This is a genomic window from Allomuricauda sp. CP2A, assembly GCF_001683915.1.
GTDB lineage: Bacteria > Bacteroidota > Bacteroidia > Flavobacteriales > Flavobacteriaceae > Flagellimonas.
In genome coordinates, this window is sequence record NZ_LXTT01000091.1 from 1 (window position 1) to 20,528 (window position 20,528).

The 20,528-nt window shown below is 41.9% G+C and carries 21 protein-coding genes; 12 read left to right on the forward strand and 9 right to left on the reverse strand.

Annotated elements, in window-relative coordinates:
* The 5 genes from A7D14_RS10935 to A7D14_RS10955 all read left to right on the forward strand — a co-directional run.
* Window positions 1-323: DoxX family protein (locus tag A7D14_RS10935; RefSeq protein WP_067034201.1), on the forward strand; the 323-nt coding region annotated here is incomplete at its 5' end.
* Between the two features lie 281 nt (window positions 324-604).
* Window positions 605-814, forward strand: coding sequence for a hypothetical protein (locus A7D14_RS10940; protein ID WP_067034204.1), 210 nt, complete (start codon window positions 605-607; stop codon window positions 812-814).
* A 31-nt stretch (window positions 815-845) separates the two neighbouring features.
* Window positions 846-1,574 (forward strand): GLPGLI family protein, encoded by a 729-nt coding sequence (locus tag A7D14_RS10945; protein WP_067034207.1) that lies wholly within the window; start codon window positions 846-848, stop codon window positions 1,572-1,574.
* 355 nt (window positions 1,575-1,929) lie between these two features.
* Window positions 1,930-2,697, forward strand: coding sequence for a GLPGLI family protein (locus A7D14_RS10950; RefSeq protein WP_067034210.1), 768 nt, complete (start codon window positions 1,930-1,932; stop codon window positions 2,695-2,697).
* Between the two features lie 136 nt (window positions 2,698-2,833).
* Window positions 2,834-5,539 carry a TonB-dependent receptor gene (locus A7D14_RS10955; RefSeq protein WP_255307441.1) on the forward strand — a complete coding sequence of 902 codons (2,706 nt, stop codon included), beginning with the start codon at window positions 2,834-2,836 and terminating at the stop codon, window positions 5,537-5,539.
* Window positions 5,540-5,555: 16 nt separating this feature from the next.
* Here the strand turns inward: A7D14_RS10955 and A7D14_RS10960 are convergent, their stop codons facing one another.
* The 8 genes from A7D14_RS10960 to A7D14_RS19665 form a co-directional block, all read right to left on the reverse strand.
* Complete coding sequence (locus A7D14_RS10960) at window positions 5,556-6,284, reverse strand: LytR/AlgR family response regulator transcription factor (protein WP_067034213.1); 729 nt, start codon at window positions 6,282-6,284, stop codon at window positions 5,556-5,558.
* Window positions 6,281-7,339, reverse strand: coding sequence for a sensor histidine kinase (locus A7D14_RS10965; RefSeq protein WP_067034215.1), 1,059 nt, complete (start codon window positions 7,337-7,339; stop codon window positions 6,281-6,283). Before A7D14_RS10965 ends, A7D14_RS10960 begins: the two co-directional genes overlap by 4 nt.
* A 61-nt stretch (window positions 7,340-7,400) precedes the next feature.
* Window positions 7,401-7,610 (reverse strand): hypothetical protein, encoded by a 210-nt coding sequence (locus tag A7D14_RS10970; RefSeq protein ID WP_067034218.1) that lies wholly within the window; start codon window positions 7,608-7,610, stop codon window positions 7,401-7,403.
* A gap of 422 nt (window positions 7,611-8,032) precedes the next feature.
* A complete protein-coding gene (locus A7D14_RS10975) occupies window positions 8,033-10,057 on the reverse strand; it encodes a S9 family peptidase (protein WP_067034275.1) in 2,025 nt (674 codons plus the stop codon).
* Between the two features lie 156 nt (window positions 10,058-10,213).
* The gene (locus A7D14_RS10980) at window positions 10,214-10,741 is read right to left on the reverse strand and encodes a DUF4136 domain-containing protein (protein WP_067034221.1); all 528 of its coding nucleotides are present in this window, start codon (window positions 10,739-10,741) and stop codon (window positions 10,214-10,216) included.
* 66 nt (window positions 10,742-10,807) lie between these two features.
* Window positions 10,808-11,809: a GTPase ObgE gene (obgE, locus tag A7D14_RS10985; protein WP_067034224.1), complete on the reverse strand. Its 1,002-nt coding sequence runs from the start codon at window positions 11,807-11,809 to the stop codon at window positions 10,808-10,810.
* The gene (locus A7D14_RS10990) at window positions 11,806-12,366 is read right to left on the reverse strand and encodes a hypothetical protein (protein WP_067034227.1); all 561 of its coding nucleotides are present in this window, start codon (window positions 12,364-12,366) and stop codon (window positions 11,806-11,808) included. The genes obgE and A7D14_RS10990 overlap by 4 nt, the downstream gene beginning before the upstream one ends.
* Before the next feature lie 2 nt (window positions 12,367-12,368).
* Window positions 12,369-13,475, reverse strand: coding sequence for an adenylate kinase (locus A7D14_RS19665; protein WP_083158064.1), 1,107 nt, complete (start codon window positions 13,473-13,475; stop codon window positions 12,369-12,371).
* Window positions 13,476-13,594: 119 nt separating this feature from the next.
* On the opposite strand from A7D14_RS19665, the gene A7D14_RS11000 reads away from it, so the two are divergent.
* The 7 genes from A7D14_RS11000 (at window position 13,595) to A7D14_RS11030 (ending at window position 19,614) form a co-directional block, all read left to right on the forward strand.
* Window positions 13,595-14,752, forward strand: a complete 1,158-nt coding sequence (locus A7D14_RS11000; RefSeq protein ID WP_067034230.1) for a 5-(carboxyamino)imidazole ribonucleotide synthase — start codon at window positions 13,595-13,597, stop codon at window positions 14,750-14,752.
* Between the two features lies 1 nt (window position 14,753).
* A complete protein-coding gene (rhuM, locus tag A7D14_RS11005) occupies window positions 14,754-15,758 on the forward strand; it encodes a virulence protein RhuM/Fic/DOC family protein (protein ID WP_067034233.1) in 1,005 nt (334 codons plus the stop codon).
* Window position 15,759: 1 nt separating this feature from the next.
* Window positions 15,760-16,251 carry a 5-(carboxyamino)imidazole ribonucleotide mutase gene (purE, locus tag A7D14_RS11010; RefSeq protein ID WP_067034237.1) on the forward strand — a complete coding sequence of 164 codons (492 nt, stop codon included), beginning with the start codon at window positions 15,760-15,762 and terminating at the stop codon, window positions 16,249-16,251.
* A gap of 14 nt (window positions 16,252-16,265) precedes the next feature.
* Entirely contained in the window at window positions 16,266-16,664 is a 399-nt protein-coding gene (locus tag A7D14_RS11015) for a hypothetical protein (RefSeq protein ID WP_141673355.1), read from the forward strand.
* Window positions 16,661-18,691: a M3 family metallopeptidase gene (locus tag A7D14_RS11020; RefSeq protein WP_067034243.1), complete on the forward strand. Its 2,031-nt coding sequence runs from the start codon at window positions 16,661-16,663 to the stop codon at window positions 18,689-18,691. The genes A7D14_RS11015 and A7D14_RS11020 overlap by 4 nt, the downstream gene beginning before the upstream one ends.
* 135 nt (window positions 18,692-18,826) lie before the next feature.
* Complete coding sequence (locus A7D14_RS11025; protein WP_067034246.1) at window positions 18,827-19,381, forward strand: sigma-70 family RNA polymerase sigma factor; 555 nt, start codon at window positions 18,827-18,829, stop codon at window positions 19,379-19,381.
* A 2-nt stretch (window positions 19,382-19,383) separates the two neighbouring features.
* Window positions 19,384-19,614: a hypothetical protein gene (locus A7D14_RS11030; protein ID WP_067034249.1), complete on the forward strand. Its 231-nt coding sequence runs from the start codon at window positions 19,384-19,386 to the stop codon at window positions 19,612-19,614.
* Here A7D14_RS11030 and A7D14_RS11035 read toward each other — a convergent pair.
* Window positions 19,611-20,435 carry a hypothetical protein gene (locus A7D14_RS11035; protein WP_067034253.1) on the reverse strand — a complete coding sequence of 275 codons (825 nt, stop codon included), beginning with the start codon at window positions 20,433-20,435 and terminating at the stop codon, window positions 19,611-19,613. The two genes, A7D14_RS11030 and A7D14_RS11035, sit on opposite strands and share 4 nt — an antisense overlap.
* Between the last annotated feature and the right edge of the window lie 93 nt (window positions 20,436-20,528).

Genomic DNA, 20,528 nt, shown 5'->3' on the forward strand with positions numbered 1-20,528 from the left:
TATTTGGACTGAACAAGTTTTTAAACTTCATCCCAATGGGAGGCGAAATGCCCGATTCCGTTATTGCCTTTTTTGGGGCCGTTTCATCCTCTTATACTTTGAAATTGGTGGCCATTGTGGAAATTTTAGCGGGTCTTTCCTTTATTTTCAATAAATATGGCGCTTTAATGGCTATCATCTTGATGAGTGTTTCCGTAAACGCTGTATTGTTCCATGCCACATTGTTGCCAGAGGGCATAGGCCCTGCTTTGGCCTTGTTGATATTGAACATTTTGGCGCTTGTAGGCTATAAGGATAAGTATAAGGACATATTGAGGCCTTAAAACAAAATACATCTATCTTTCAACCGAAACCTGCCCGTTAGCTAACGGGCAGGTTTTTTCTGTTACGAACCTGTGATGGGTACATGCCTTTTGCCACATTTTTATAGGTACATATTGCCCATCCATCAATTCAAATGTGGTGTACAGCAACCCCAAAGGGTCATCCATGAATTTTAAGCATATTTATAGCTGAATTTATATAGCTTCACTTCAACCTTACATTTTCGGCCAAATCGACGGTAAGGAGAAATAAGTTTTAACCTACTAAAATTTTTAGAAAAATGAAAAAAGTACTAGTCATTTTCCTTTTATGTATCTCGGCAGCTTCATCATTAAATGCAAAAAATAATTCCAACATGGATTATGGTAGACTGTGCCATGAGATTGCATGGCATTTTGCACTTCATATGCAGGACGAGTTCGGTCTGACCGGCACTGAGATGGAATTAATCTATGAAGACACTTATGTGGGTTGTGAAAATTGGGAGTAAGTCTTTCAGTTTTCAGTAGCACTAATAGGCAATGATCATAAACCTATATTTTTTAGTATTTTTTTTGGCCATCAATCCACCCTTGGGTCAGACAAGGGTGGAAAATGGCCATATTGAGTATTCCATCATTTACGAACAGGAAAAAAAGGATGACAACGGGGAAGGGCAATATGAAACAGAGAAAAATGCTGTTGTGCTTGCGCTTTCAGAAATAAAGGGAGAGTTATTTTTCAATTCAGAAAGAAGCAGGTACGTTGTTAAATCAATTCTGGGAAAAGAAAATGATCTGCCATACAAAGTCGCTCGAATAATGGCAGGAAATGAGTGGTTCATATATAGAAATGAACAAACCAAGATTGAAAGAATAAGAACCATGGGCGAAATTTTCAATGTAGAGCGACCCTACGAGACATATGATTGGGCGATTTCCAACGAATCAAAAATGATAGGCAATTTCAAAACCTTTAAAGCTACAGCCTCTTTCACAGAAAAAAATAATTTCACAAATAAGACAGAAGATTTCCAAGTTAAGGCATGGTTCTGTCCCGATATACACTTCCCTTATGGACCCAAGGGAGTAAACGGCTTACCAGGATTGGTCCTGGAAGTGAACTTTGGGAGCATAATCATCAGAGCTGATCGGATAAACCTCAATATCGAAAAAAACCGAAACTTACAGGACGTCCCTAAAAATGGAATTCAAATCTCAAATGAAGATTTTAATGAACTTAGAAGAAAGAGATACAGCAAGAAATTTTAAGATTGTAATTATTGATTGAATTGATAAAAAAGCATAACCTCTGCCCATTTTCTTTTGGTCGGAACCGTTGACCGCACCCAACAGAACAATGGTGTTATAACTTATAGCGTTGATATAGACCATTATCTAGATAAGATGGAACTTCAGGAAAGGCAAGGATTTTCAAGTGAGATTTTGTCGATGACAGCAAAGCATATCAAAAAAATTTTGAATCAATAGTATGATACATCAGGAATTATTCAGAGTTTGAAATTTCTGAAACCCTTATCGTTGGAAAGGGTCTTGATTCTATTTGGGATAGCAGGGTTCGATATGCACTTCTGAAAAAATGATTGGAAATCCAAAATAATTATCCATGAAAGAAAAGCTTCATTTCAATGTTTTCATTTTATTGATGACCCTTGCAATAACCCAAGGACTATTTTCGCAATCCCAACAAGCTATCAATGTTTCCTATCTTAAAAAAGCGGACAAGTTCATTGATACCACCGGGACAAAAAAAGCGAATAGCACAATATCGCAAATTAACGCCTTGGTGCTAAAGGATGTGGAAACCTTAGTTTATGAACTGAGTATAAATGAGTTCTATTCGGTTTTCAAAGAAAGGAAATCATTGACATTGAAACCCGATTCAGATGCGATAAGAAAATTGGCCTCATCATATGGCGGGACAGATGGGACATTTTATATCAACAAAAGAGATTCCTCATACTTGCAATTGAAAGAGTTTTCAGGAAATCAATTTAAAATAAAGACGAAGGCCAAAAATTGGCAAATACATTCCAAAGAGTTCAAATATATTGATAAGTACCGATGTGTAAAAGCCACTACCGTAGATACTGTCGTAAACCCCAAAGGTGTATTTAAATTTGATGTTGTTGCATGGTTTTGCCCTGAGTTACCGAGTTTTTTTGGACCTGCCGGTTATTTTGGACTAGCTGGTCTGATTTTGGAATTGCAAAATGGAAAAATCAGTCTGCTAGCCAAAGAAATCGATTTTGAACCGGCCAATATTCCTACATTTGATATTTCGAGAAAAAAGGGAGCTTTGGTAACACAAAGGGAATTTGATAGTATTGTGGAAAAGACCGCAAAGGACTTTTTTAGAATATCCAAATTTTAGCCAAATCAACCCAAGGACCTCTGCAAATAAATGAGAGGGCAATTTAGGTTTGGAACTATGAATACCCAACCACAATAAACTAATGGGTAAGGTTTAAATGATAAAGGTTCTTTGTGTAATCATCCATTTTTCCAAAATGGATAATCTAGATAACTTTTTGGGTAGGATTTTTATAGTTGCGGGTATCTTTTTTTCAGTCGGTTGCATCAACGTGCACGGGCAAGCCATTGGGTTGATCGGAATTGTAAAAGATACAACCAATACCACGCACTTAGCCAATGCCAACATCCTTGCCTTCCCCAAAAACTCCGATGAAAGCACAAAGTTTGCCATCAGCAACGAAAAGGGGGAATACCTGCTCCGCTTGGAAAAAGCTGTTGCCTACACCATCGAGGTAAGCTACCTCGGCTACCAAAGACTCTCCTTTGATCACATGGCCACCCAGGACGGGACCAAAGACCTGTTTTTGATCCCAAAGACCAATGACCTAGACGAGGTGGTGCTGGAATACAAGATCCCCATTGAGGTCAAAGAGGACACCATAACCTACCGGACCGATGCCTTTGTCACTGGAGAGGAGCGCAAACTTCGCGAAGTGCTCAAAAAACTCCCGGGCATAGAGGTGGACCACGATGGCAACGTTACCGCCCAGGGCAAAAAAGTGACCAAAGTGCTCGTGGAAGACAAGATCTTTTTTACGGGCAACAGCAAACTGGCCGTGAACAACATTCCCGCGGACGCTGTGGACCAGGTGCAAGTGCTGGACAACTACAATAAAATTGGATTCCTCAAAGGGCTTCAGGATTCCGATGAACTCGCCCTCAACATCAAGCTCAAGAAGGGCAAAAAAAGGTTCGCCTTTGGCGATATGGAAGTTGGAGGAGGTATTGAGGACCGATATTTAGTCCATCCCAACCTGTTCTATTACAGCCCCAAGACCAATCTGAACTTTATCGGGGACCTGAACAATGTGGGCATCAAAAGCTTCACCCTATCCGATTATCTAGAGTTCAATGGTGGGTTCGGAAAGCTCATGGACGATATCGGGAGCTACCTCTCCCTGAGCAGGGACGACTTTTCCCAGTTTTTGGCCAACAATGACTTCAAGGCCAACACCAACCGCTTTGGCGCACTGAACATAAGGCAGTCGGTTTCTTCCAAAACCGACATCAATAGTTATGCCATTGCCAATAGTAGCATTACCCAAACAGAAACGGACAATCTGAACATTTACAACAACTCTGTTGGGTTGTTTGATGAGACCCGAAACGTGAACAACAATTTTGACAATTTCTTTCTGATGGGTAAGATGGCTTTGGAACATGAACCCAATCGCAAGGAAAACCTAACGGCCAATTCATTTGTGAAACTGACCGAAAACGATGGAAATGGCACCATTCTGACCCAGAGTTTGGGCCAAAGCACCTTTTTCAATACCGTTTCGGATGTCTGGGCCATTGACCTGAAACAGAACCTCGAGTACAGTAAGCGCTTTTCCAGGGCGCAAACCCTTAGTTTGGAGGCCACGGTCTCCCATGAAAAAAACACTCCTGACAACCTTTGGGAAACCAACCAAGTTTTTCTTTCAGGCCTTGTACCGTTGGAGGAGGACAGCGTATACAATGTCTTTCAGCAGAAGGAAAATCGCATTACTTCGTTAGGTCTGGTACTGAAGGATTATTGGGTGCTCAATAATTTTAATCACATCTATACCACTTTTGGGACCAACTTGGCCTTTGAGGATTTTACAAGCCAAGAATACCAACAGCTTGCAAACGGGACCGTGAACGACTTTTCAACAAATGGTTTTGGGAATTCCATCGACCATCGGTTCAATGACACTTTTCTGGGATTGGAATATAAGTTCCTGACAGGAATCTTCACGGTGAAATCGGGTCTTTTTTACCACAATTATAGTTGGGACAACGATCAAGACGGAATCTCTGCCAACAACAATACCCAAGTCCTTTTGCCTGCTTTAAATGCAGAGGCCGAGTTCAACAGCAGTGAGAAACTGCGTTTTCAGTACAGACAGCACATGCGGTTCCCTAGAATCGATCAGTTAGCGTCCAATTTTATGCTAGGCTCCTTCAACTCCGTACTGATGGGCAATCCCAATCTACAGAACGAACGTTATCACTCCTACTCCTTGAACTATTTCAAGTTCAGCCTGTTCAGGGGCCTGAACCTCAACGCTGGATTGACCTACAACAAAAAGACACAGAGCATAAAGAACACCACGATGTTGGAGGGCATTGAACAATTTGTGACTTATACCATGTTCTATGAACCTGAAAATTCCTTCTCGGCCAATTTCAACTTCGGTAAGAGGATTAGTAAGGTCAAGATGGGGGTTGAAGGCAAGGGCAATTACAATGAATTCTTCCAATTGGTCAATGATAAAGTGTCCAAGAACCTTTCACGCTCCATTTCGGCCACGGGCAAGGTAGAGACTTTCTTTGAAAAATGGCCCAATTGGGAAGTGGGGTACACGCACCAACCTTCCATCTACACCACGGCATCTGCTAAAAACAACTTTGTCAATTCCAGGTTTTTTGCCCATCTGGATTATGTCTTTTTGAAGGATTTCCATCTTAAAGGTGATTTTGAAAGGACCGAATACAGAAATGAAACCCAGAACCTGACCACTATTTTTGATATGGCAGCGGCTTCACTATTCTACCAAAAAGAAGACAGCCCTTGGGGATTTGAGGTCTCGGTGACCAACCTCTTTGATATAAGGTACAAAAGACAGAATTCCTTCTCGGACTTTTTGATCAGCGACCAGTCCACGGCGGTGATGCCCAGAATCGTGATGTTCAAATTGTCATATAAACTCTAAACCAAGACCCTCCCTTTCACAAACTCATCCGATCTTTAAAAATATAGGATTGCCTTCGTGACACCTCAACTTCTTCCCCATTTTTTAGGGTGAGTTTGAGTTTTCCATTAAACCAGGGCACTACATTCTCTATGTAATTGGTGTTCACAATTTGTTGTCGGTTTGCCCTAAAAAAAGAGGTTTCGGGGAGTTTTTCCTCTACTTGGTTCAACGATTTGTACAACAGTGGTTTTTTATCCTCAAAAAATACCCGAGTGTAGTTCCCGACAATTTCAAAAAGAGAAATATCCCCGATCTTTACCAACCAACAAGATTCTCCATCCTTGATAAAAATCTGGCTGTTTTCCGATAATTTTTTGGTCTCAGCACCCTTAATCTGGTCTACATTTCCCAATTTGGATTTAACCTTATCCATGGCCATCGTAAATCGTTTCTCACTAACAGGCTTCAAGAGATAGTCCAACGCATTGTACTCAAAGGATTTTATGGCATACTCATCAAAGGCCGTGGTAAAAATGGTGATCGGGACTTCGTCCAGCATTTCCAAGAGTTCAAATCCATCTTTTTCGGGCATGTTGATATCCAAAAACAAAACATCGGGTGATGTATTCTGAATAAGCTCAAAACCATTGTCCACATTTTCCGCTTCCCCCACAAGTTCGATATCATCATATTTTTTGATGAGTTCCTTCAGCTCGTTTCGGGCCAAGCGGGAATCTTCAACAATGACAGCTTTTATCTTCATGCCAGTGGAATTTTGATATGGGCCACCACTTCATCGGAAATCTCTTTTAAAATAAAAGAGGCTTTATCACCATAGAGCAATTTTAACCGTTGCTCAATATTTTTCAGCCCCAATTGTGTGGAATCTTGGGAAATCTGTAGCCTGCCTGTATTCTTAACTTCAATGACCAGCACTTCGCCTTCTTTTTTGATATTCAAAATAATGGTTCCACCGTTTTTAAGGTTGGAAATACCATGTTTTATGGCATTCTCGATCAATAATTGTATGATCATGGGCGGAATTTGCAGATCCAACACATTTGAATCTATATTCTTGATGAACTCCAACCGATCTTCAAATTGAATTTTGGAAAGGTCGATATAATTGTCCACCACCTCAAGTTCCTCCCGTACCAAAATGGCATTTATGTTATTCTTGGTGAGGGAATATCGTAAAATCTCGGAGAGTTTGGTGAGCATTTCACGGGATTTCTCCACATCTTCAAGCATGAGTCCGCGAATGTTGTTGAGACTATTGAACATGAAATGGGGGTTGATCTGCCCCTTAAGGGTGTTCAGTTGTGCCTGCTTTAAATGGGTATTCAGCTCCAGGCGCTCAATACGCTCTTGATTAAGTTTGAGCAACAATTTTATAACGAGATAGGTTACCGTCCAAGCCCCAATTAAGAAAAATGAATTGAGTACCTGAATCCCAATATTGTCATAGTTTTTGAATATTTGATGCTCGGCCTCGGTCAGTGTTGGACCGAATTTTACATAGAGAAAACCAAAAAGGGTGTTCAAGGCACCAAACACGAGTGCCGTGAGCAAAAAAGCGAATAGGATCTTAATGAATTCCTTCACACCAAACGACTCAAACTGTACATTCCGCTTTAAGTACCAACGGAGCAAGGAAGTAGTGAAAATTCCAAGAAAAGTACCCATTACAACGGAATACAAAAGCAGTTGGGGACTTATGCCCTTAACCACAAAAATGGATACCGAATTAATGAACCCCCAACCCAAAAGTTGAAGGATCCAAAAAACAATGTTTCTTTTCCTTGTATTTAATTCCATGGAATAGTACCTGTGATGGCCCAAATATACTCTTTGCAATGTAACCTGGGGAATTCCTTTTTTACTGTTTTTGGGCTCTCTTTTTCCAAAAAGGGATGCAACAGGCCTTGCTCGAAGGTAAAAATGCTATCCAAACAAAGGTCATGCCCGTGTAAAAGAACACAAAATAGTCATCGTAGGCCCATCCGGTCCATTTGCCGTAGAACCCAATCAAGGCTCCCACAATTCCCATTGTCAAAATTACTTTCTGTGTTGTATTCAACTTTCTCATTAGACTGATTTTAAAAGTTTTTGATGGTTGATCTATAACAGGATATCCATTAAAAGGGATATCATCAATTTTGCGAGTGCGATCATCATTTCTTGCTTTAATGGTTTTGTACGGTGCTAAAGTAGTGGCACTTTCTTCGGTCTGAAAGGAGATTATGGGCAGTGGTAAAAATGCAGATGCGAACGGTAAACAGCTTTTATTTAAACAGTTATAAAACAAAAAGGGTGCCTAAAAAGCAACAAAAATTTGATTTTGTCATGTTGAGCCCTTCGGCTACGCTCAGGATAAACTAAAGTCGAAACCCATTGATTATCAAATTGACTTAGGTTCTCGACTGCGCCTGTCTGCCGACAAAGGCAGGCTCGAACTGACAGATAACGAGCTTTTCAGACACCCTCCTTCATTGAATTCCAGAGGTTTTCTTAATCTTTTAAAGGTTGGGGTATTTCTTGCTGCCCCAAATGCTTGGCATAAAAGCCCATCATGGATTTATAGAGGTCCAAGCGGTTCTCTTCCTTACCAAATCCATGCCCCTCATCGTATTTTACCATATAGGGCACATCGTAGCCTTTCTCGCGTAAGGCACTTACAATTTGGTCCGACTCGTCAATATTTACCCGTGGGTCATTTGCTCCCTGTACCACAAACAAGGGCTTCTTTATTTTATCGATTTGATACACAGGGGAAACTTCTTCCATAATCTTCTTCTCTTCAGGATTGTCTTCATCATACCAAATTTCCTTGATGATTTTTAAGTAGGGTTTCCAATACGGTGGAATGGTCTTCATAAAAGTGAACAAATTGGACACCCCAACATAATCCACGCCACAAGCATACAGGTCCGGGGTCTTTGTCAACCCCCTTAAAACGGCATACCCGCCATGGCTACCACCATAAATGGCTGCTTTATCGGGGTCTACCCAACCTTGTTCCACAACATATTTGAGTCCATCCTCAACATCATCCATGGCTTTTCTTCCTATCTGCTTAAAACCGGATTCCAAAAATTCCCGTCCATAACCTCCGGAAATCCTAAAATTCACCTGAAGTGTGGCATATCCCCTACTGGCGAACAATTGGGCCTCCGGATTAAATCCCCATGAATCCCGAATGCCTTGTGGCCCTCCGTGCGGATTGACTATGACGGGTACTTTTTCCCCGGCCAAAGCTGCCTTTGGCAAGGTAATGTAACCATGCAAGGTTACACCGTCCCTACTTGTAAAGGTAATGGGGCGCATTTCGGCCATGTCTTCTTTTCTGAGCTGGGGCATGGTGTTGTAAAGCTCGGTAAGCTCATCTTTGGCAACGTTGTAGGCGTAGTAGATGCCATACACCCTGTCGCTATCCACATAGAGCATGTACAGGTTTTCATCCTCAGTACTGTCCAAAACATCATACTGCATTCCGGGAAGTTCCTCTTTTACCTTGGCATCCATTTTTTTGAACACGTCACTTACGGGAACCATAATGCTTTTTTCACCTTCATAATTAAAGTAGTCTATCTCATAATTACGTGTTCTGGAAACCCCCATACCCCCAACATCATATTGATCATGGGAAAAAACCTTCTCAATGATTTTGTTCTCCTTAAGGTCATACAGTTGCACTTCGGCTTTGTCATTGTCCAAATTTGAAACTACGTAAGCATCATGGGGATATTCCGTGGCATAATTAAAATTGGCTATAAAAAAATTATCCTTCCAGTTGAGTTGTTTCAAAATCTTGAAACCACCTTCACCATCCTCATAGTACACATCCTGCTCCACACCATCACGTAGTTTGGCAAACCCTTTCAGCTTTCCATTTTTATCGAAATTATATCCAAGAATGGGGTTGGCAGCATCTTCATTGGTATACAACTGGGTGATTTCACCCGTAATCACATTCAATTTGTAAGGTTCAAACACTTGGGGGTTGCTCTTGTTGAGCTCAACAATGATGTGTTCTTTGTCATCCCGAAGCAATTCATTGAACTCTGCCCGGACCCCATCATAAGGCGTAAGGTCCTTTAAGTTGTCCCCGTCCAAGTCAACGGCATAAATATGGTAGTTTTCATCCCCCCCTTTGTCCATGGAAAAGTAGAGTCGTTCATTATTTAACCAACCATATACCCTAACCAATTCTTCTTTTTCCTCAATTGCTCTTTCCACCTCATTGGTTTCCAAATTCTTCACATAAATGTGACGTTTTCCATTTTCATCACTTTCCCGGTAGGAAAGATATTTTCCATCAGGGCTAAACCGAAATGTAAAGGCCTTCGGGTTGCCAAAATAATCCTCTACGGTATACCTGTAATCGCCTTGGTCCAATGCGGCCAAGGATTGCAGTTCTTCTTCTGAACTTACCAAGATGGTGTCCCCCGGTTTCTCTTGGGCTTGAACTGGGTTTCCCAAAAATAGGAACAGGGAAAGTCCACAGACCCATTTGATCTTTTGTGTTGTTTTCATAGTTTTTGAATTCATTGTTTGATTGAAATTTAGTGTTGCTATAAAAGATAAGACTAGTCTTGTTCTCTTTTGTTACATATTGATTTCAAATGTATTGACACGAACAAACTGGTCTAACCCGGATATGGGCAACAGTATTCTGAAGATGATGATCGGTTACCGATTCGTTTCAGGGGGAAACTTTGAAAATACCTTTTTGACCAGGGCTCTTAAACGATCTTCCCTTACACTGGGGGAGGCATTGTCCCTATATCCGCTTTCCGTGGAAGCCTGCCAGAACAAAGCGTCCCGTTCGGCATCCACAAAATCAAACTGTATATGTCGCTGTATACCGCTATTGCCAATGGGCAGTCCTACGGAAACCCCTCCCCCAACATTTCTTCCGGTTCCTCCCATGCCAATTCCAACCGAACTGTTAGGAGCACTTCTGTATTCACTGCTCAAAATGTTGATGAAAAATTCGGGTTCCTCGGCCAAACGATACCCTTTAAACTGCAAGGTTGAATCCAAGGCACGAATCAATCGTCGCTCGTCCAATTGGCTCAGGCCCGTTTCCATGTCAGAGAAATAATTGTAGGTGGTATAGTTGGAAAAGTCAGTCCCTTTGTCATAGTCGTAGTTCACCTTGATGGAGACACAGGATGCCAAAAGGCAACAAAACACAAGAGATAGCAGGTATCGCATGACAGGTACATCTGGATTACCTCTAAAAATAATGAATATTTGGCGTTTGAAATTGAATTATTACTGTTATTCGTTCAACAGCTCCCAGAGTTTATCCTTGAGTTCCTGTATGCCCAATTGGCTGACCGAGGAGATGAACATATAGGGCACATCCTTAAAATCCTCTTTCATGTCTTCCCGCATTTCATCAATGAGTTCCTGATCCAACATATCACATTTGGAAATGGCCACCAATCGTCCCTTATCCAACAATTCTGGATTGTACCGTCGCAATTCATCCAATAATATGGCATATTCCTGACTGATATCCTTACTATCTGCCGGAATCAGGAAAAGTAAGGTGGCATTGCGCTCTATGTGGCGCAGGAAATAATGGCCCAGTCCCTTGCCTTCGGCGGCACCTTCAATGATTCCGGGAATATCGGCCATTACAAAACTTTTAAAGTCGCGGTATTCCACAATACCCAAATTGGGCTTTAGAGTGGTGAACTCATAATTGGCAATCTTGGGCTTTGCCGAGGTCATTACGGAAAGCAATGTGGATTTTCCGGCGTTGGGAAAGCCCACAAGGCCCACATCGGCCAAAACCTTTAGCTCCAAAGTAATTTGGGTTTCCTGACCGGGGATTCCGGGCTGGGCATATCTAGGGGTTTGGTTGGTGGGACTTTTAAAGTGCCAGTTGCCACGACCTCCCTTTCCACCTTCCAAAATTATTTTTTCTTCTTGATCCTCGGTAATCTCAAACAGCACCTTGTTGGTCTCTGTATCCCTTACCACGGTCCCCAATGGCACCTCCAGATACACATCGGCCCCATCTGCTCCGGTACTGCGGTTTTTGCTCCCGTGTTCCCCATGACCGGCCTTAAAATGTTTCTTAAATTTAAAATGATATAGGGTCCAAAGGTTTTTGTTGCCTTTTATGATGACATGGCCACCGCGGCCACCGTCACCACCATCCGGGCCACCTTTGGCCACATATTTTTCGCGGTGCAAATGCGCAGAGCCCTTCCCTCCGTTTCCAGAGGAGACATACACTTTCACATAATCCACAAAATTGCCCTCGGTCATTCTTCTATGCGTTCTAAAGCCTGAATATCATTAAGGTAGTTCTTTATCTCCAGATAATCCTCATGATACAGGAAAGATTCTTCAATATCAAGGCTTTGCACAATGGACAGCACGGAATCCTTATTCACAAATTCATCAACAACTTGCTGCTGACGAAATTGTTTCCCTACTTCATTATTCTTAAAAAAGCTTTGCTTGTTGAAAATCAAATAATTGGAAGCCTTTACCCCACGGCCTTCCGCACTTACCAATCTTGGGGCAATCCCCATGTGGTGCTCATAAACAATATCATCTCCTTTAAAAAAGATATGCCGTTCAAAATACATCACCTCCGTCCGCATGTGCCTAAAAACCGTTTTTCGTATCCCGTTTTGTTCTTTATAGGGCGCAACGAAAATGGCTGTGGATGTCCCAGAATCCACCAAATACTCTTTCTCTTCAAGCTCAGCATTCTTATTATATTCCTTAACCGCATTGTTGAGGTCATCAACCCACTGATCTTTTGAATTGCAGGAGAAGCCTAAAACTAGGATGGTAAGGAAAAGAAGGCGTTTCATGGCTATAGTTTGTCAATAATGGCACACAACCGTTCTGTGACCTCCTTGATTTCTCCTATACCGTTCACAGAATGAAACTTGCCCTGTTTTTTATAAAAGGCTTTCAACGGAGCGGTCTTTTGGTTGTATTCGTCAAAGCGATTGCGAATCTTGCTTTCGTCTTGATCATCGGAACGGCCACTGCTTTTGCCGCGTTCCAACAAACGGGCTACCAAAACATCATCTTCGGCCTCCAAGGCGATAGTGGCGTTTATTTTCATATCCTTGGATTCCAAAAAATTGTCCAAAGCCTCTGCCTGGGTATCCGTTCTGGGGAATCCATCAAAAATGAAGCCTGCGGCCTCCGGGTTTTTCTCTACTTCGTCTTTCAACATATCAATGGTGACCTCATCGGGCACCAATTCCCCCTTATCGATATAGGATTTGGCCAATTTGCCCAATTCCGTTCCGTTTTTAATGTTGTAGCGGAACACATCTCCGGTGGAAATATGTTTTAAATTGTACTTTTCCTTTAGGACCTCTGCTTGGGTTCCTTTTCCTGCGCCTGGTTTTCCAAAAAGCACTAGGTTGATCATATCTGCTTGGTTTAATTGGTATACTTCCCTTAAATTTCGCCCTTGCTCATTATAGTCCAGACCATAGCCCACAATAAAATTATTTGGGATTTCCAGGCCCACATAGTCAATGGCATACTCTCCATTGTACATGTCCGATTTATAAAAAAGCGTGGCGATCTTAAATTCTTTAACATTGGTCTGGGAAAACAGGTGCACCAATTGTTTCAGTGTCCTTCCCGTATCGACCACATCCTCTAAAATAATGACACTTTTGCCCTCTATCTCCTCCGGAACATCCAGTAAAGTTTCCACAATCCCTGTGGAGGTAAGACCTTGGTACGAGCTCAATCGAACAAACGAAACCTCGCAGGGATATGGGTATGCCTTCAAAAAATCCGAGACAAACATAAAAGCCCCATTGAGTACCCCCACAAACAGCGGGGTCTCATCTTTGTAATCCTTCGCAATTTCAGTGGCCATTTTTTCTATGGCCTGAAGAATTTGCTCTTCCTTCAGATAGGGTTTAAAAATCTTGTCGTGAAGCTTGATCAAGGCAACATTATTTTAGTCAGGTTGGCAAAGATAGTATTTTTTGGGGGCGGTATCGCCCTTAGTCTTTTATCCCTTCAAGGAATTCACGTATTTTTGCTGTCATTCCAATTCGCTGATCAATGCAATTTTTCTCTTCAGACTTTAAACTAGGAATTTTAGGAGGTGGACAACTGGGCAAAATGATGCTCTACGAAACCCGCAAGTGGGACATTTACACCAAGGTGATGGATGTCTCCCCCGAAGCCCCCTGCAAAATAGCCTGCAACGAATTTGCGGAAGGCAGTCTCATGGATTTTGATGCCGTTTACAATTTTGGCAAGGATGTGGATGTCCTCACTATAGAGATTGAAAACGTGAACGTGGATGCCTTGGAAAAACTGGAGCATGAGGGCATAACGGTCTATCCGCCAACAAAAACCCTAAGGACCATTCAGAATAAGGCCACCCAAAAATTGTTTTATACCGACCATGGAATTCCCACGGCACCGTTTACACGATTTGCCTATACCTCAGAAATTGAGGACAGTATTTCCAACGGGGGGCTCCAGCTTCCCTTTATTTGGAAAAGTGCCCAATTTGGGTATGACGGACAAGGCGTAAAAGTGGTTCGGAAAATTGATGACCTTACGGATCTTCCCAATGTGGAGTGCATAGCCGAAAAAATGATTGATTTTAAAAACGAATTGGCTGTCATCGTGGCCAGAAGCTCCCAGGGCGAAGTGAAGACCTATCCCGTGGTGGAAATGGAGTTTCATCCAGAGGCCAACCAAGTGGAATACGTTATCTGCCCCGCCCGTATTGACGATGCCGTTGCACAAAAAGCCAAGGCGGTGGCCCTGAAGGTTTCGGAACACATGAAACACGTTGGTCTTTTGGCCGTTGAACTGTTTCAGACCAAAAACAATGAAATCCTGGTCAATGAAGTCGCCCCCAGACCCCATAATAGTGGTCATTACAGCATTGAAGCCAGTTATACCAACCAATTTGAGCAACATATCCGTGCCATTTTAGGCCTACCTTTGGGAAAAACCGATAGCAAAGTAGCCGGGATTATGGTAAACTTGGTTGGCGAGGAAGGGCATACGGGAGATGTGGTATACCAGAATATAGAATCCATATTGGAGATGAAGGGTGTTACTCCGCATATTTATGGAAAAAAACAGACCCGGCCGTTTCGGAAAATGGGCCATGTGACCATTGTGGATGAAGATATGGCACGAGCCCGGGAGGTGGCCCAAAAAGTGAAGGAGACCATTAAGGTCGTCACAAATATCTAATATGTCTTTTAATATTAAAATATACAGGACCGAAGATGGAAAATCAGAGATTGAAGTAAGTCTTGGTGATGATACTGTTTGGCTGTCCCTCAATCAAATTTCAGATTTGTTCGAAAGAGACAAATCTGTCATTTCCAGACACATAAAGAACATATTTAAGGAAAAGGAATTGGTTTTGGATCCAACTGTTGCAAAAAAAGCAACAGTTCATCAAAACGAAAGTGGGAGAATTGTTGAGCGAAAAATCGATCTTTATAGCCTTGATGTGATCATTTCAGTGGGTTATCGGGTAAAATCGAATAGAGCGACCCAGTTCAGAATATGGGCCAACAACCTGATCAAAGAGCACCTCATACAAGGATATACCCTAAACGAAAAAAGGTTAAAACAAACTTATAACAGCAATTTGGAGCAACTGGGCAACACCGTAAGTTTGCTTTCAGAATCATTCAAATTAGGAAAAAACCTTCACTTGAAAGAGGCAAGAGGGTTTATTGAAATCTTAACAAAATACACACAATCATTTATCTTACTCAATAAATTTGATGAAAACAGATTGGATAGCGACAACCTTTCGTCAAAAATTCAATACCACATCAATTATAATGAAGCAAAAGATCTTATCCAAAACCTCAAGGCCAAGCTTTTTTTACTAAAAGAAGCTTCTCATTTATTTGGAAGTGAAAAAGATGGCTCGCTCAAAGGCATCATAGGCAATATAGAGCAAACTTTTGACGGCCAACAATTGTACCCTTCTATCGAGGAAAAAGCAGCTCATTTGTTGTATTTTGTCATTAAGGACTATCCTTTCTCAGATGGAAACAAAAGGATTGGAGCCTTACTTTTTGTTTGGTATTTACAGCAAAACGACTTTCTTTTAGACAATTCAGGTGATGCCAAAATCAGTGAAAACACCCTTGTTGCTCTATCTTTGCTGATAGCGCAGAGCAATCCGGACGATAAAGATATTATGATAAAACTGATTGTCAACCTAATCAAAAATTGATATGAAAAAAGTAGCCGTGATCATGGGAAGCACCAGCGACCTTCCCGTTATGCAAGACGCCATTGATATATTAAAAGAGTTCGGGATCGAAGTGGATGTGGATATTGTTTCCGCACACCGCACCCCAGAAAAACTATTCGATTTTGGGAAAAACGCCCATAAAAATGGCTATTCCGTTATTATTGCCGGAGCGGGTGGGGCTGCACATCTTCCCGGAATGGTGGCCTCATTATCGCCTTTGCCCGTGATCGGCGTTCCTGTAAAAAGTAGCAATTCCATTGACGGTTGGGATTCGGTGCTCTCCATTCTCCAGATGCCCGGCGGGGTCCCCGTGGCCACCGTTGCCTTAAATGGGGCAAAAAATGCCGGAATTCTTGCTGCGCAGATCATCGGAAGTTCGGATAGCGAAGTTTTGAGTAGAATTGAAGCCTACAAAGAAGGACTTAAAGCAAAAGTTATCAAGGGAGCAGAAGAGGTCAAGAAAAAAGAGTAATCCCAAAAAACCTTATGAGCTACAACCAAATTGGAATTTTATTGGGTATATGCGCCATCCTTATTATTCTTCTAACGTGGAAGAAAATACATAACCCCTATCTCAAATGCATTTGGCGAAGTGGATTATTGGTTTTCACGCTTTATGCTGTTCTCCTTATAGCGGTTGAAATTCGATGGCATTATATTAGATCCTACGCCGAAAGCTTTGATTTGAATGGCAATGGCTTTGTGGATTTAAACGAATATTCCGACGAGGCCCTAAAAGCCATGAACAGAGTTACCCAAGATACGTCCCGAGGATTTGCCTTCATCACCGTTGCCGTATTTTCCAGCATGGTCTCCTTTGCATATTTAGTGGCTGATTTTATTGTTACAAGATTAAAAATCAAAAAATCCAAGAATCAACTATGAACAATCCATTGTTGGAGTCTTTTGACCAAGCTCCATTTTCGAAAATAAAAAACGAACATTTTAAACCCGCTTTTCTTCAGGCCATTGAAAATGCCAGAGCGGAAATTGATGCCATTGTTGATAACCCGGAGCCCCCCACCTTTGAAAATACTTTGGAAGCATTGGATTTTTCTGGACAGCAGTTGGACAGGATTTCCAGCATCTTTTTCAACCTGAATTCTGCCGAGACCAATGAAGAAATCCAAAAAATTGCCCAAGAAGTCTCTCCCCTATTGTCTGAATTTGGCAATGACATCATTCTAAACGAAGGGCTCTTCCAAAGAGTGAAATCTGTTTATGAACAACGAGATGGCTTGGACCTCACCCAGGAACAACAAACCTTATTGGAAAAACGGTACAAAAAGTTCAGTCGAAATGGCGCAAATCTCAATGAGGAAGATAAAAAGCGACTTCGTAAAATTGATGCTGAGCTGGCCAAGTTAAAATTGACATTTGGCGAAAATGTGCTGGCCGAGACCAACAAGTATGAGCTTTTGTTGACCGATGAAAAGGATGTAGAAGGCCTTCCAGAGGGAGAAAAAGAAGCTGCTGAACAGCTGGCCCAATCCAAGGACAAAAAAGGTTGGTTGATCACCTTGGATTACCCCAGCTACATTCCCTTTATGAAATATGCCAAGAACAGGGCATTGCGAAAAGAGCTTTCCATCGCCTTTGGCAGCAAAGGATTCCATAATGACGAATTGGACAATCAGGAAAATGTCCTCAAAATTGTTGCCCTACGACATGAACGGGCCAATTTGCTGGGCTACCCAACCCATTCCCATTTTGTACTGGAGGAACGTATGGCAGAAACGCCTGAAAAAGTGATGGATTTCCTGAATGAACTCTTGGAAAAAGCCAAACCTGCCGCTGAAAGGGAATTCAACGAGCTGGAAACCTTTGCCAAGGAACTGGACAACATTGACAGATTGGAAAAATGGGACAGCGCCTACTATTCCGAAAAATTAAAGCAGAAACTGTTCAATCTGGATGATGAAAAGCTGAAACCCTATTTTAAACTGGAAAATGTCATCAATGGAGTTTTTAAAGTTGCTGAAATGTTGTTCGGACTCACTTTTAAGGAGGTCTCAACCGTTGATAAGTACCATGGTGATGTGAAAACCTTTGAGGTGTATGACGATGCCAACAATTTTATTTCGCTCTTTTATGCCGATTTCCATCCCCGAGCCGGCAAACGAGGGGGTGCATGGATGACTTTGTACAAGCCCCAATTCACTTTAAATGGCGAAAACAGTAGACCACACATCTCCAATGTCTGCAATTTCACCAAACCCACGAGCACAAAACCCTCATTGTTAACTTTTAATGAAGTCACCACCTTGTTCCACGAATTTGGGCACGCACTTCACGGCATGTTGGCCAATACGGTATATCCTTCGTTGTCGGGGACTTCGGTGTATTGGGATTTTGTGGAACTGCCCAGCCAGATCATGGAAAATTGGTGTTATGAAAAGGAAGCTTTGGAACTGTTTGCCCACCATTATGAAACGGGTGAGTTGATTCCCATGGAGCTGGTTGAAAAAATCAAGGATTCATCCACTTTTCAGGAGGGAATGGCAACCGTGCGACAATTGAGTTTTGGATTTTTGGACATGGCTTGGCATGGCACCGACCCCACCAACATTAAAGATGTGAAGGCTTACGAAACTGAAGCTTTTGAAAACACAGACCTGTTTCCCAAGGTTCCCGAAACCTGTATGAGCACCTCATTTGCCCATATTTTCCAAGGCGGGTATTCTTCAGGCTACTACAGCTATAAGTGGGCCGAGGTTCTGGATGCCGACGCCTTTGCCTATTTCAAGGAAGAGGGGATTTTTAATAGGGAAATTGCAGATAAGTTCAAAGAACATATTCTTTCCAAAGGCGGAACCGAAAATCCAATGGAACTTTATAAACGATTTAGGGGAGCAGAACCCAAAATTGATGCATTGTTGGAAAGGGCTGGATTGGTGGAAAAAGCAAGTTGATTACCAAAGACTTGGTCAATTTCTTCCATATAAAATCATAAAATTGAACAAAACACCCATTTAAGGTTATTTGCATGGGATAACATCATATATGATTGACCAAATTCCATTATTTTTGCTACCTGTTTTTAACCAATGGCCGAACACAAACTACATCCTGAGAATTGGATAGACCTGTACGCAGATTACCTGTTCAATTATGCGGTGGCCCGCGTGAGCGATTCGGAAATTGCCAAGGATTTGGTACAGGAGACCTTTTTTGCCGGACTCAATTCGGCCAAAAATTTCAAGGGTGATGCCGCAGAGCGCACCTGGCTGATCGCTATCCTAAAACGAAAAGTGATCGACCATTATCGCAAGATCAACTCCAAAAAAGGAAAGGCCGAAGTCCGCATCAGTTACAATACCGATTCAGATACGGATGGGGATTGGCTTGAGGAGCAAGTGGCCGATCCTTTTAGTAGGGATGGTGACAACGTGCTGGAAAATGAAGAGTTGGGACTGGCGCTACAGGAATGCATTGAAAAGTTGCCCAAAAAACAGGCACAAGTCTTTAAAATGAAGACCATTCAAGGAATGAGCACTGAAGATGTTTGTAATGAACTGGGGATTAATCCGTCCAATTTGTGGGTAATGATCCACCGGGCAAGGACGGCTCTTATGGGTTGTTTAAATGAAAATTGGTTTTAGCTATGAAGATATCATGCGAGGAGGCATCACATATCTGCACCAAATCACAATATGACGAAGCAAGTTTTTGGGAAGTCCTAAAGCTGCGCCTACACGTACTTTATTGTAAGACCTGTGCAAAATATTCCAAAAAGAATTCCAAGTTGACTTCACTTTGTGACAAGGCCGGACTAACATCCCTTTCTGATGATGACAAGGAATGCATGAAGCGTGATTTGGAAAAACGGCTCTAAAAATAATTTTCCACTGCCCAGAACATTCCCAACCATAAAATAGGTATTCCTTCCACCCAAAATGAGACAAAATATCGGGGTTGCATTTTTTTGCTGGACAAAAGCACAAAAATCATGATTCCGCAAAGAATGAGTCGCAACAGTATCTCATATTGATAAATGGCATCCCGTAAAAAGGTCAAGAAAAAGAAAATCACCGTTAATACAATTCCGATTCTTTGGGTTTTTTTAACCCCGTACATCTGGGGCAATGTCCTCAAACTCGTATCATCCCATTGCAAATCCCTGATTTCAAAGGGCAGTATGAGCACCACTACAAAAATGAAGCGTTGCAAGAACAATAGCCATATATCCCAGTGCAGCGGAATATCAGCGTCCATAGCCGGCAAAAGAACCGTGAACCCCACCCATACCAAGGCCACAATATAAATCTTGAACCCACCCAAATTCCTGAGATTCTTTGCTCTGGGCAGTAAAGGAACCGCATAAAGGGCGGAAAGTAAGGTCATAACTCCTATGGCCGCCCATATTTTACGATCCAACTGCATTAAAAAGTAAAACGCAAACACAAAGGCCAAAAAACTAAAGATTTGTATGGTTTTGTGATAGGCACTGGAAACAATCAAATATTTATAGGCCTCCACGCCATACTTAACAAAGTTGTAGCATACGATCACCCCAAAAAAGATGAATCCCAGAAGTGAAATATCAAAAGAAGTGTTTAATAGATAAAAAGTGACCCCGGTTAGGCATATGACCGCCAATGCCACATGGATACTGGCATCCAAATAAAAATCAAAGATGGATTTCACAATGCGCATTGAACAGAATCTTTGTTGTAGGCCCAAAGGTTAATTTGTGGTTAACAACTTTGGTTTAGAGTCCCTCAAAATTGCCCATTTTCATTGAATTAA